Consider the following 12,756-nt stretch of genomic DNA (forward strand, 5'->3'; position numbering starts at 1 on the left):
ATCATTCCACCTCCGCTGCTTCTGTCGTTGATCCGGATGGCGATTCCGCGCTTGGCGTAGCTTCGGCGCCCTCGATTTCCTCGAGTTCGGCGAGGAACTCGTCCCAGGCGCCGTCCGGCAGGTAGTGCTCGCGATAATAGAGACCGTACGCGAGGTTGATGCTCATGAAGCCGCCGATCCAGTACAGCCAGAAGACCGCCGCGAACGACGGGTGCATTCCGGTGACCAAGAACTCGGGGGTCTGTCCCACGAACAATTCGCTGTAGTACTGGGCCAAACCGAACCCGGCCAGCGCCAACACCGTGAACACCCCGAGGGGGTACGCGAGCAATTTCAGACTGATCTCGTGGTCGTGTGCCGCTCCGACGATGAAGTACGGGTGCAGCACGAAAACCGTGACTAGCAACGCCTCGAACCAGTACCCTGCAAAACCCAACAGGAGGGCAGCGAGCCACAGCGCCGCTCCCGCTACCATCAAGTGAGTTACGTAGGGTTCGATGTCGATTTTCCTGTCTAGCATAGCTATCACCGATCGTCGTCTCGGTGCCTGTACGTGAACCGTACGCCGTGTCGTGCTCTGTTTCTGGTCATCAGTCTCCCCGGTCAGTGCCTCAATAATCATTGATAATCCTGGATAGTGGGTAAACGCCCGGGTTTAGTCATAAACCTCGAGTAGCGTCGCCAGCACACCGACTTTACGACAGTTCGACGCCAGACGATATCGGGGTATCCCGGTGGTGAACCCACCCAGTACCCCTGAACCCATCGCACAATCAGGGACTGGGTTCGACTCTCCACCCGGTGATACGATCGGCGAGCGGTGTCGAGGAACACGAGGGAGACGGTTCGCTCCGGACTGAAAATCACGCACCAGTAATCTGAACCGTACGAAAACACCCCGGCAGGGGTTACATGTCAACCCGGCGTTTCTCCACCGTGCTGCGCAATGAGAAACGTATGAGAGATGTCCTGATAGCCGGCGTCGGGGCCACCGATTTCGGCGACCACCCGGATCGAACGGGCCGAGAACTATTTGCCGAGGCCCGATCGCTGGCGTTCGAACGAAGCGCCGTGCCGCCCGGCGAGGTTGACGTCCTCTACTACGGGAACTTCATGGGCGCAACCGCGGAGGGACAGAGTCATCAGGCGCCGCTGGTGGCAGGCGATATCGGCGGAACGAACCTCGAGGCGATGCGTATCGAGAACGCCTGCGCCTCGGGGGGTTACGCGGTCGCCGAGGGCGTCCGGGCGATCCGCAGCGGCGAGGCCGACGTCGCCCTCGTCGGCGGAATGGAACGGATGACCAACCTCGAGACTGACGCGACGACGGCGTCGCTCGCACGGGCTGCCGACGAACTGTACGAGATCAGCGCCGGGATGACCTTCCCGGGAGCGTACGGCCTTCTTGCGGACGCCTACCTGGACCGCCACGGCGGCACGATCGATGATCTCGCCCGTATCGCTGTCAAGAACCACGCGAACGCGTCGACCAATCCGAAGGCGCAGTACGGAGACGTGATCGACGTCGACGACGTACTCGAGGCGCCGCGGGTCGCCTCACCGCTGGGGTTGTACGACGCCTGTCCGATCACCGACGGGGCCGGCGCCGCCGTACTCGTTTCGCCGGAGTACGCCGAATCAGCCGGACTCGAGCCGGAGGTCGCGATCACTGGTTCAGGCCGCGGGACCGATGCGCTGGCACTGCAGGAACGTGACGACCTGACTCGAACGCCCGCCGCCGAGGCCGCGGCCGAAACGGCGTACGAGCAGGCCGCCATCACGTCGGTCGATCTCGACTTCGCAGAGGTTCACGACTGCTTTACCATCGCTGAGGTGCTTGCGCTCGAGGCGCTCGACCTGTACGAGCACGGCGAAGCGATTGATGCGGCCCGCAAGGGCGAGACGACCCGCGACGGTCACGTCCCGGTCAACCTTTCGGGCGGACTGAAGGCGAAGGGCCATCCGGTCGGTGCGACGGGCGTTTCTCAACTGGTCGAGGCGACGAAACTGCTCACGGGCGCCCACCCGAACGCCGACGCAGTACCGGAAGCCTCGACGGCTGTCACCCACAATGCGGGCGGGACGGTCGCGACCGCCGCGGTCCACGTCCTCGAGGAGGTCGGAGCATGAGCGACGACCTTGAGTCCACCGGGATCGGCTACGACGACTGGCTCGACGCTTTGGAGGACGGTAACGGTTTTTACCTGCAGGGGAAGAATACAGCGACGATTCCGCCGGCTCCTGAACGAGAGAGTCTCGATCGCGAGCCACTTCCCGATGAAGGAACGATCGAGGCGGTAAGCACCATCCACGTTCCGCACCCGGCGTTCGCCGACGACGCACCGTACGCGGTCGCGGTGGCATCGTTCGGTCCAGTGCGGCTAACCGGACAGGTACAAGACGTCGATCCGACGACCGTCGAAGGAGGGAGCACGGTCGTGCCGACGGTGGTATCCACCAACGACACCAAAGACGAAGAGAGGTTCATCGGCTTCATTCCAATCGAGTCGAATGAGCCCGAAGACGGAAGCAAGCACGGGAGACCGACTAGATGAGCGTACTCGTGGGAGGGAAGCACCTCAGTGGAACGTTCCGACCGATTTCTTCCCGGAGTTGGCCTCCAAATCTATCTTAACGGGAACCGATTCCGGCATTAGAATCCCCGTTGGTGCCCGAGTCCGCGGGTTTTGCCTCTCGCGTCACGTTGTCGGCCGGCCGGTCAGATGACTCATTCTCGAGGTCCGACTGTGCTTCGATGTCGTTCATTGCGTGAACGACTCGCCGGAGAATCTTCCGCTGGCTCCGGCGGAGATTCTTCGAGGCCCCCATCTTTGAAATGTCGAACTCCTCGGCCAGCCCTTCCAAGCTCGTCTCTCGAGGAGTTGAGAAGTAGCCCTTCTCGACGGCCGCTTCGAGGGTTTCCCTCTCGGTGTCGGTCAGGTCCTGCAGCCCCGACAGCAGCGTATACAGAGAATCGACGTTTTGCAGGATGTCAGAGAACTCATCGATGTGGATCGAGTTGTCGTTTTTCACTGTGAACTCGTTGTTCCGATCGAGCTCCGACAGCGCGTCGTCCGCCTGTTCGTCACGGTCGAAACCGACGTTCCAGAGTTCGCTCCCGTCGCGAATAACGAAGGGACCGGTCACGTACCCATCGTTTTCGAGAATTGTCCGCATAGCGTCGGTTTCGTCGATCCGAGACCGGACGACGGCCGTGTTCCCCTTGCGAGTGAGGAGGTCGTACCCCCGAAACATCTGGTACTCACTCAGCGATTCGAGTCCGTTGCTCAGTTCCTCACGGTTCTGGCCAACGACCATGAGGTGAGTCTCGAGGGTCCGGTCGGCGTGGTTGAAGTCCCAATGTTGTGTATGAAAGGCAACATCGTGCTCCCGCGTCGTCCTGATATACGGACAATCGTACTGGACCATATCCAGTTTGAGGGATTTCATACTATCTATTACCACATAGTGTGCAGCAGTTTTTATATTGTGGATTTTGGATTTAACACCCTTTTTCGAACTAAGGACCGCCACCTTGTCAAAGTAGTATGTATACAGCCCCGATTTCACCCTTCTTTCGACGTAGACACCGGTATTCGTAATGTAGTCATGGCAGCGTATGACTTCAAAACGAGCGGCTTGCAAGTTGTGGCAACGAGACGGTGACTCACTACAACCGTCGTGATATGGATAATCATCAAAGGCACGCCAGTATAGACGTTGTACAGGTTGAACCTGCTTGGGCAATTCAATATATTGAGGGACACGCTCAAATTCGATAGGTTCGAGCACGGGCCCTTTCTACTCCATCCTTAACCAACTCTCTCAGGGTCCGACCCCCAAGACCAGTTACACCGAACGTGCCGAGATGCCCACTTCGAAAATGGCCGTCAGTTTTGGTATACAACGCACCAGCGTGCAGTTACGGACCTACTCGAGAATACCGACGTCGTCGCTGTCGGGCAGGGCAGTTCTGATCCGACGGAGATACTAACTATCTCTTGGAAGTCGAATGGCAAAAGTATCGATGCGAGTTCGGGCGAAACAAGCGGTGCAGTACCAGCGCTCGTTACTCTCGGTAGGCCTCGTGTTCCGGTGACCACTCCTCTCGCGGGAGGTCCTTCCAGAAGTAGTCACCGCGGGGTGGAATTTCGTCGGCAGCTGCGGGATCAACTTCGTAGAGCGCGCCGGAGGCCAGCCCCTCGAGGATCTCGTTCATGGTCGTATTGATGACGGTCACGAGTTTGCCGTTTGCTGCGTTCCCGAGCTGCGAAGCCTGTCCACGGAACTCGAAGAGAACGCTGCCGCGTCCCCGAATTCCGTGGGCGTTCCGGGCGATATTAGCGGTGGTCCCGCCAGGATAGCGGTCCCAAGTGGTATGTCCAAGATCGGTAGTCTCCTGATACGCATGCGCAGAAATCTGGCGCGAGAGGTTTACTGCTTCGTCAGGCGCAGCCTCGTTGCGCGGCCACATCGTCGACGCATTGATCAGTTCGCAGTCCGAATTCCGGTAGGTGAACTGATGATGCCAATCGCAGATAATATCGGCATCAACCTCATCCGCCTTGTCGAGTAACGCCTGCGTCTCAGGAGAGGGATTCTCATTCGGAATCAGATCGGGATCAATGCCGTCAGTCTCGGCGAGGATATCCGAATCGATACCGAAGTAGTGCTGTCGGTTCGGATCGACTGAGCCACACTGATTCTTTCCGAAGTAAGGTCCATCGTGGCAGATGTCTGCCGGTCGTGCGTTCTCTCGCTGAGGTGTCTCATTGTTGTCGGCCGGCGCCCAGCCGTCAGGATTGAGTCGCGGAACGACATGCAACGTTACCTCGTCACGGATCTTCTCGACTTGGTGTCCGCCAGCGGCGAACCGCTGGAGAAGTTGGAGGACTGCCTCCGTCGTGTGTTGTTCGTCACCGTGCTGTTGAGTCACGTAGACGACATCGGTGTCGCCGCCGTCAACCCGAACGTAGGGTACGTCTCGTCCTTCCCACGTCTCGCCAATCGAATCATACTCGAGATTGCTCTTTCTGTCGAGTTTATCGAGAGTGTTGTAGAGGTCTGCGTTACTCGTGAATGCGTTGTAGTTAATGTTCGCCGTTTCCGGAGGGAACGGGCCGCCCGGTTTGATGAAGTCATCTGTACAGTCGTCGGCACTGACGGTGCCGATGCCGAGTGTTCCGACTCCTGCGATTCCACCGAGGGTTCTGAGGATGGTTCGTCGACGCATTCCAAATAGCCATGCAACATTACCATTGATAAATCTTTCCTGCTTATATATACACTATTTATTATATTCAGACGATATTACACTATCCAGTAAAGCGTGTTTGAGAAGTGAGCAGGCCGTAATGAGCGGTGGTCATGTCACTCATATACCGACGTACGCTCGATTCGAATCGTAGATTGGGTCGTTAGACAATGATAGATAGCCATTGGGGACGGTCACGACGGATACCCCAATCTCGCGGAGGAACGACGTTTCAGGTCGTCCCAAGCATCGATTCGTTGACTCTACTCGCTCGTCGGTATTCGAATACGCCTATGACCTCGCATCGGCCTCGTTGAAGTCTCTAATCCTCTTCCGTCGATCCTCGGGGTCGTCGACGCCGCCTCGTGCAGTGCCGATACTACTCAGTCCTCGACTTCGGCCGCCTCGGCGACCCGATGATCGGGGACGGCCTCGGCGGCTAGCCGGCGATTCGCCGTCTGCACGTTCGTCGTCATCCTCCAAACCGTTCGCGCTGAGCCTCGGTCGATCAGCAGATGTCGGCGACCGTGGACCCGTGCCATCTGCCGGGACGGCGCCGACAAGCTGACGAACTCGAGTATCAAAGTCGACTGGAGGACTTGCTGCGGTTGCGCGCCGCTGACCCGCTGAAACACCGTATGGTCTGTGGCTTCGCGGGAGAAGGCGGACGAGTTTCGCTTCGCAGCCCGTTTCCGCGGAGAGTTCGAAAGGTGCGTAGGAAGGCTTTACTTCAACCCTAATCTCGACGACTACCTCATCCAGGTCGGTTCCTTCGGGTGCGGTCACGAGTACAACGACTCGATCACCGATGATCGGCGATATTTATTCACTTGGTACTATAAGTACGCTCCAAAGTTCGATCGGACGTCGAGATTCCGAATCTCGGCATCGAACAGCCATCGGGACGACCGACGCGTCGCTACGAGGGTAACGGCGCAGAGCAACCCCGGAGAACCCTACTCTTTAGGACGGGTGAGGAAAAGAAATGACCGACTGGCGTGTGAACACACGAGACACAGGACACGAAAACGGGGAGGACATGTCGAAGCACTACATCACAACGGAGGAGCATCTGCCCGACGAGGAACTGGCAGAGACGACGCTTCAGATCACCGATGCCGAGACGAAGCGAATCTTCGAGGCGCGAGTCCGGATTGCCCGCGAACCCGACGAGCTGACCGACCCGCGGCCGCTGCGGGTCGTCACTGGACCGCACGAGAACGTTAGCGAGGAACGGTACGTCGAACTAATCGACGAGATTGACGAGGGAGAGATAGACGACGACCTCCTACATCGGCTCACGACCGAGCAGGAATCAGCATCGAACATCGTCAATACGCGGTCGGACGACCTCAAGGTGATTCTGCGCTATCTCGTCGAATCGGGCCAGTACGAATCGACCGCTGAGGCGCTCCGAGAGATCGCGTTCCAGCACCTCGCGGAGAATCGGCCCGCGCTGCTAGAAACGTACGAGGACGTTCGGACCGAGTTCGAAGCCGACCCGCTCCGTCGCGCCCTCACGGACGGGGAGTAGCCATGTTTGCCGACTCGTTCCGCACGTACCTCCACTTCCTCGAGGACGAAAACGACTGCATCAGGATCTCGGAGCCGACATCGTGGGATCTCGAGGCGAGTGCGGTCACGACCCTCGCCAACCGAACCGATGGCGAGGTACCGATCTTCGAGTCGATCAAGGAGGACACGATCGGCGCGGCGCTCGTCGGCGACCCGTACCGTGGTCCGCAGTACCGACCATGGGACCACCTCGCACGTTCGTTCGGGTTGCCGGCCGGGCTTTCCGGGACGGCGTACTACGAGAGGGTCGTGGAGCGGCTTCGGTCGCCTCGAGAGCCGCGGGTCGTCGATCGGGGTACAGCCCCGTGCAAGGAGGTCGTCCACACCGGGACGGACGTCGACCTCCTGTCGATTCCCTGGCCGTACATCCACCAGGGCGACGGGGGACGGTACTCGAACCTCCACACCGTCGTTGCGCCGGATCCGGAGACACGGTGGGGACACTGGTCGAGCCACCGGATGATGATCCACGACGACGCCCTCGCCAGTTTGCTGTTCTTGGCGGGCGAACAGGCGCCGAACCGTTACTACTACGAGTACGAACCGGGCGACGAGCCGATGCCCGTAGCCGTTGTTCTCGGCGCTGAACCGGCCGTTCAGTGCAGCACGGAGATGTGGATTCCGACAGGTCGGAGCGAGGCCGCCTTCGCAGGCGGTCTGAAAGACAGCCCCGTTAACCTAGTCCCCTGTGAGACGAGCGATCTGTTCGTCCCGGCGACGGCGGAACTGGTCGTCGAGGGACGGGTGCTTCCGAACGAGCGACTCGACGAGGGGCCGTTCGGCGACTACTTCGGGTACATGAACGGTCCACGGCGGTCCATGCCCGTACTCGCGGTCGACGCGATTACCCACCGGTCCGAGCCGCGGGTACCGTTCTGTGTCGAGGGAACCGGCGTCGGCTACGGGCAGAACTCGAGCAGCACGCTTCAGACGGCTGCGGCCGGCCCCGACGCGACCCTCGGGTTACGGGCGGCCGGCTTCGACGTCGAGCTGGCCGTCCCGTGGCGGTTTACCTCCCGGACCGTCTGGATCATCGCGACGGACCGCCCGTATCCGGGTTACCTCCACGAACTAGCGAACTTCATCTTCACCACTTGGGGGATGCTCCACATCGATTTCTTCGTGTTCGTCGACCCCGACGTCGACCCGCTCGACCCGCGGGCCGTACTGACCGCGATCGCGCTCGAGGCCGACCCGGACGCGGACTTCCACCAGTTCGGCGTCGAACGGATGCCGAAGGTACCGCTCAACATCTACCAGACCCCCGACGAGAAGGGCAGTGCTGACGTCGGTACCTCGAAAGCAAAGACCGCGAAAGCGTACATCGACGCGACCGCCGATCGGCCGGCCGCGGACGGATCCGAGGACGAACGGCTGCGAACGCGAGCACAGGAACTCCTCGTCGACGCGGGGCTCTCGCCGGAGCCGTTCGATCTCCTCGGAGAAGGAGGTGGTGAGTCCGGATGATCTCGTTCGCGCAATACCTCCAAGGGCTGGCGGGTAACGGGGATCTGGTGACCCTCGAGGAGCCCATCGACGTTCCCTTGGACGTGGTCGCGGCCGAGGCGCTCCGCGCGAGCGGACCGGCGCTCCGGTACGACCGAACCGACGGCGTCGACCTCGCCAGCGGGACGTTGGCCGGTCCGGACCAGATGCAGCGTCGGAAGTCGCGGCCGTGGTCGCGGCTGGCGCTGGGCCTCGGACTGGATCCGGAGGCGTCGTTCGTCTCCGTACTCGAGACGATTACGAGTCTCGGTCCATCCGCCGGCGAAGCAGAGCCGACGTACGCCAGGCAGGCGGCGTCGCGCACCGTCGATAGTGTACAGAAGTTGCACCTGCCGCAAGGCACCGACGATGTCTGGCCTTCGCTGACGCTAGGTGTCGCCTCGGTATCGACGGACGAGGGGTCACACTGGGCTCCGATTCACGGCTCCGTCATCGGCGACGACAAACTTCGCGTACGCACGCCGGCCGCGCTGTCGTCGTTGCTAGCCGACGACGGGACGCTCTCCATCGCGCTCGGCGTGCCGGCGGCGGCCGTGGCGGCCGCCTACCTGCTCGCTGTGACGGAAGGTATCGAGGTACCGGTACAGGACTGCGGCGTCGCGGACGATGTTCCGCTGGTCCCGACGAACGGCGGCCTCGTCCCGAGCGCGACGGAACTAATCGTCGAGACGACGGTCGCGGACCGACACCCCGACTTCCAGTCCGACCGGCGTGAGGCGTGGGAACACGGCGTCTCGAGTACGCCGCTTTCCCTCTCCGTCGAGCGAGTGATCGCGACCGACGATCCGGTGATCCCATTCTCGCCCGTCGGACGGCCGCTCGCGGACGACCTACAGCTCACTGGGCTGGCGACGGCGGCGACGCTATACCGACGCGTCAACGACTACTGGGGAATCTCGCCCGTCGAGTGGGTTCTGTTGCCGGCAGAGGCCGAACTCGGCATCTGTTTTGTCGCTACGGACGTCCTTTACGCCGGCTTCGAGTGGCAGCTCGCTAACCTCCTCTTCGCCTTCTCGTCGCTTTTCGACACCGTCGTCATCGTTGACGAAGATGTCTCGCCGCGGGAACTCGGGCGCGTCCTCGGCGATATCTGGGTGAAAGCACATCCCTCTCGAGATTGGATATTCAGCGAATCGTCCGCACCGGCGGCGAAACGTCCCCGGTATCGCAAGGACGGGACGACCGGCGCTCGGCTGTACGTGAACGCGGCTTGGGATCCTCGCTGGGAGGATTCGTACATCGCCCCGCGGGTCTCGTTCGAGCAGTCGTTTCCGACGTCCGTTCGCGACGCCGCTCGGGAAGTGTGGAACGACCGTCACGACGCAGCGTCCGTCGACCGCGACCGGAGCGGATTTTGAACACGTTCGGTATCTTACTAGATGTAAACACTACCGTTTACGCAATACGACGTAGGGACAACCCACCTACCGTTCCTAGTTGTATATATTATCAGTGTGTTTTTAGCGAGTAATTTTCCAGTTCGTTTATATATGGGAACGAAATCCGAGGCCGTGTATGGTATCCAGCCACAACCTGTCCGACTACGAGACTGAACGGGAGGAGTTCTCGTGGGACGACATTTACGCAGAAGCCGACTGGGACGCACCGGGGGAACTAAACATCGCACACGAAGTCGCCGACCGACACGCTACCGACCGCGAGAAGGTCGCGCTTTACCAGGTCGATACCGACGGGGAACTCACGAAACTGACCTTCTGGGAACTGGCCGATCGCTCGAGTCAGTTCGCGAACGTGCTCGAAGAACTGGGTGTCGAGCAGGGCGATCGGGTATTCTCGTATATGCCGCGGATCCCAGAACACTACGTCGCCTTGGTCGGGACGCTCAAGCGGGGCGCCGTTTGGGGAAGCGTCAATGAGCGGTTCGGCCCGGACGGGATCTCCTACCGCCTTGACGACTGCGACGCGAAAGTCGTCGTCACTACGACCGACAACCGCGACACCGTCGAAGACGCACTCGAGGACGCGCCGTCGGTCGAGCACGTCATCACCGTCGACCGCGGTGGCGGGGCGCCCACCGATGACGTCTCGTTCAACGTGGCGCTCGACGGCGCGAGTACGGCGTACGACGCCGCCGAGACTGATGGCGAGGACGACGCACTGTTGTACTACACGTCGGGGACGACCGGACTGGCGAAAGGCGTCCTGCACAAGCACCGCTGGGTGGCCGGCGTGGCGGCGACCCAGAAGTACGCCGTCGACCTCCAGCCGGGCGACCTCTACTGGAGCACTGGCGACCTGGGATGGTTGACGGGCGCGATCAACACGCTCGGCGCCTGGTTCTGGGGGGCCTCGCTGTTCACCTACGAGGACGAGTTCGACCCGGAGGAGTGGGCCGACTTACTCGACGAGTACCCCATCAACGTCCTGTTCTCGGTCCCGACGGCCTACCGAATGCTCCGGGAAAAAGAGGACGTACTGGAGGGCGTCGACCTCGACCTGCGACACGCGCTGTCTATCGGCGAGCCGCTCAGCGCCGGCGTCGTCGAGTGGGGCGAGGACGTGCTCGGCGTCACCATCCTCGACACGTACGGCCAGACGGAGACGGGCAACATGATCATCAACAACTACCCGACCATGGAGGTCCGGCCCGGCTCGATGGGCAAGCCACTCCCCGGAATCGAGGCCGACATCATCGACTCCGAAACGGGCGAAGTACTCGAACCCGGCGAAACCGGCGAAATCGCCCAGCGCGGGGACTACCCCTGCTTCTTCGCCGAGTACTGGAACAAGCCCGAGAAGACCGCGTCATGTTTCGTCGACGGTCCTGACGGCGAGTGGTACCTCTCCGGTGACCTCGCGCACAAAGACGAGGACGGCTACTTCTGGTTCGAGGGACGGGCGGACGACGTCATCCTCTCCTCTGGCTACCGGATCGGCCCGTTCGAGGTCGAGAGTTCGCTGGGCGAGCACGAGGCGGTCGCCGAGGCCGCCGTCGTGCCCAAGCCGCACTCGGAACGGGGCAACATCGTGAAAGCCTACATCGTCCCCAGCGAGGGCACAACGCCGTCCGAGGAGCTCAAGGAGGACATCAGGAACCACGTTCGCGACGAATTGTCGGCCCACGAGTACCCCCGCGAAATCGAGTTTCGCGACGAGCTGCCGAAGACGGTTACCGGAAAGATCCGACGGACGGAGCTCCAGGACGAGGCGGAAGCGGAGACCGAGGCGTCGCCGTAAACGACCGTCTTTCGAAATAAACGATCTGCAAATACCTGTTCGACACACTACACGATGAATTTCGAGTCTACGGACGAACGCGCGATGATCCGGTCGACCGCGGAATCGGTCGCGGCCGAGTACGGACCGGAGTACTGGCGAGAAAAAGAGGAGAACGGCGAGTTCGCCCAAGAGTTCTGGGACGAACTGGCGGAGGCCGGTTTCCACGGGCTGCTGGTCCCGGAGGAGTACGCTGGCGCTGGCATGGGGATGCAAGAGATGGGGTTGGTGATGGAGACGCTCTGTGCCGAGGGCTGTGGCATGGCCGGCACCTGGTATCTGGTGCTCACCGCAGGTATGGCCGCCGTCGGCATCCGTGAGAACGGCACCGAGGCCCAGAAGGAGACCTACCTCCCCGACATCGCGAACGGCGAGCGGAATTTCTCCATCGGAATCACCGAACCGGAGGCGGGGACGAACACGCTGAACGTTGCGACGCGCGCCGAGAAAGAGGGTGACGAGTACGTCCTCAACGGACAGAAGGCGTGGATCACGTTCGCCGATCGGGCGGACAACATGATCATCGTCACGCGGACGACCCCTCTAGAGGAGGTCGACCGCGGCACCGACGGCATCAGCCTGTTCATCGTCGACATGGACGACCCTGGCATCGACGTCGCGCCGATCCCCAAACACGGCATCAACTACTCGAAGTCCTGTGAGGTTTTCCTCGAGGACGTTCGAGTCCCCGAAGAGAACCTGCTGGGCGAGGAAGACGAGGGCTGGTGGGTGCTCGTCGATATGTTGAATCCCGAGCGTATCGGCTTCGCCGCGGCCGGGACGGGGATCGGAAAACTGGCCGCTGACACCGCTGTCGAGTACGCCAACGATCGTGAAGTGTTCGGTGCCCCGATCGGGAGCCATCAGGCCGTCTCGTTCCCCATTACGCAGGCCTACGCGCGGATGGAGACGGCCGCGTTGATGCGCGAGAAGGCCGCGTGGCTCTACGATCACGACGAGGACTGCGGCTACGAGACCAACATCGCGAAGGCGACGGCCGTCAGCGCCGGTATCGAGGCGGTCAAGCAGTCGATGCAGGCCTTCGGCGGCTGGGGCTACGCCACGGAGTACGACGTCGAGCGCTGGTGGCGCGAGATCAACCTCACTCGACTGGCGCCGGTCTCCCAACAGATGGCGTATAATCACATCAGCCAGCAGCTCGGTTTCCCGAAGTCCTACTGACC

10 protein-coding genes are annotated in these 12,756 nt (G+C 61.3%); 7 read left to right on the top strand and 3 right to left on the bottom strand.

The features are described 5' to 3' along the window. Position 1 precedes the first annotated feature (1 nt). Complete coding sequence (locus ATJ93_RS20170) at positions 2-622, bottom strand: hypothetical protein (RefSeq protein WP_245977737.1); 621 nt, start codon at positions 620-622, stop codon at positions 2-4. 335 nt (positions 623-957) lie between these two features. On the opposite strand from ATJ93_RS20170, the gene ATJ93_RS20175 reads away from it, so the two are divergent. Both ATJ93_RS20175 and ATJ93_RS20180 read left to right on the top strand, forming a co-directional pair. Continuing rightward, entirely contained in the window at positions 958-2,130 is a 1,173-nt protein-coding gene (locus tag ATJ93_RS20175; protein WP_120246445.1) for a thiolase C-terminal domain-containing protein, read from the top strand. Continuing rightward, positions 2,127-2,555, top strand: coding sequence for a Zn-ribbon domain-containing OB-fold protein (locus ATJ93_RS20180; RefSeq protein ID WP_120246446.1), 429 nt, complete (start codon positions 2,127-2,129; stop codon positions 2,553-2,555). Before ATJ93_RS20175 ends, ATJ93_RS20180 begins: the two co-directional genes overlap by 4 nt. 76 nt (positions 2,556-2,631) lie before the next feature. Here ATJ93_RS20180 and ATJ93_RS20185 read toward each other — a convergent pair whose 3' ends face one another. Both ATJ93_RS20185 and ATJ93_RS20190 read right to left on the bottom strand, forming a co-directional pair. Then, positions 2,632-3,450, bottom strand: a complete 819-nt coding sequence (locus ATJ93_RS20185) for a helix-turn-helix domain-containing protein (RefSeq protein WP_245977739.1) — start codon at positions 3,448-3,450, stop codon at positions 2,632-2,634. 619 nt (positions 3,451-4,069) lie between these two features. Further along, positions 4,070-5,233, bottom strand: coding sequence for a M14 family zinc carboxypeptidase (locus ATJ93_RS20190; protein ID WP_120246447.1), 1,164 nt, complete (start codon positions 5,231-5,233; stop codon positions 4,070-4,072). A 1,060-nt stretch (positions 5,234-6,293) separates the two neighbouring features. On the opposite strand from ATJ93_RS20190, the gene ATJ93_RS20195 reads away from it, so the two are divergent. The 5 genes from ATJ93_RS20195 to ATJ93_RS20215 all read left to right on the top strand — a co-directional run bounded on the left by ATJ93_RS20195 (position 6,294) and on the right by ATJ93_RS20215 (position 12,754). Then, positions 6,294-6,788, top strand: a complete 495-nt coding sequence (locus tag ATJ93_RS20195) for a ubiD operon protein (RefSeq protein ID WP_120246448.1) — start codon at positions 6,294-6,296, stop codon at positions 6,786-6,788. Positions 6,789-6,790: 2 nt separating this feature from the next. Then, positions 6,791-8,296 carry a UbiD family decarboxylase gene (locus ATJ93_RS20200; RefSeq protein ID WP_120246449.1) on the top strand — a complete coding sequence of 502 codons (1,506 nt, stop codon included), beginning with the start codon at positions 6,791-6,793 and terminating at the stop codon, positions 8,294-8,296. Beyond that, complete coding sequence (locus tag ATJ93_RS20205) at positions 8,293-9,693, top strand: UbiD family decarboxylase (protein WP_120246450.1); 1,401 nt, start codon at positions 8,293-8,295, stop codon at positions 9,691-9,693. Before ATJ93_RS20200 ends, ATJ93_RS20205 begins: the two co-directional genes overlap by 4 nt. Positions 9,694-9,850: 157 nt before the next feature. Then, positions 9,851-11,533: an acyl-CoA synthetase gene (locus ATJ93_RS20210; protein WP_120246451.1), complete on the top strand. Its 1,683-nt coding sequence runs from the start codon at positions 9,851-9,853 to the stop codon at positions 11,531-11,533. 54 nt (positions 11,534-11,587) lie between these two features. Then, on the top strand, positions 11,588-12,754 hold the full coding sequence (locus ATJ93_RS20215) for an acyl-CoA dehydrogenase family protein (RefSeq protein WP_120246452.1): 1,167 nt from the start codon (positions 11,588-11,590) through the stop codon (positions 12,752-12,754). The last annotated feature ends 2 nt before the right edge of the window (positions 12,755-12,756 follow it).

This window comes from Halopiger aswanensis, from assembly GCF_003610195.1.
Lineage (GTDB): Archaea > Halobacteriota > Halobacteria > Halobacteriales > Natrialbaceae > Halopiger > Halopiger aswanensis.

What these genes read in the sequence shown, in the direction of transcription:
- ATJ93_RS20180 (WP_120246446.1), top strand. Translation starts at nt 2,127, where the DNA reads ATGAGCGACGACCTTGAGTCCACCGGGATCGGCTACGACGACTGGCTC.
- ATJ93_RS20170 (WP_245977737.1), bottom strand. Translation starts at nt 622, where the DNA reads ATGATTATTGAGGCACTGACCGGGGAGACTGATGACCAGAAACAGAGC.
- ATJ93_RS20175 (WP_120246445.1), top strand. Translation starts at nt 958, where the DNA reads ATGAGAGATGTCCTGATAGCCGGCGTCGGGGCCACCGATTTCGGCGAC.
- ATJ93_RS20195 (WP_120246448.1), top strand. Translation starts at nt 6,294, where the DNA reads ATGTCGAAGCACTACATCACAACGGAGGAGCATCTGCCCGACGAGGAA.
- ATJ93_RS20190 (WP_120246447.1), bottom strand. Translation starts at nt 5,233, where the DNA reads ATGCGTCGACGAACCATCCTCAGAACCCTCGGTGGAATCGCAGGAGTC.
- ATJ93_RS20210 (WP_120246451.1), top strand. Translation starts at nt 9,851, where the DNA reads ATGGTATCCAGCCACAACCTGTCCGACTACGAGACTGAACGGGAGGAG.
- ATJ93_RS20200 (WP_120246449.1), top strand. Translation starts at nt 6,791, where the DNA reads ATGTTTGCCGACTCGTTCCGCACGTACCTCCACTTCCTCGAGGACGAA.
- ATJ93_RS20205 (WP_120246450.1), top strand. Translation starts at nt 8,293, where the DNA reads ATGATCTCGTTCGCGCAATACCTCCAAGGGCTGGCGGGTAACGGGGAT.
- ATJ93_RS20185 (WP_245977739.1), bottom strand. Translation starts at nt 3,450, where the DNA reads ATGAAATCCCTCAAACTGGATATGGTCCAGTACGATTGTCCGTATATC.
- ATJ93_RS20215 (WP_120246452.1), top strand. Translation starts at nt 11,588, where the DNA reads ATGAATTTCGAGTCTACGGACGAACGCGCGATGATCCGGTCGACCGCG.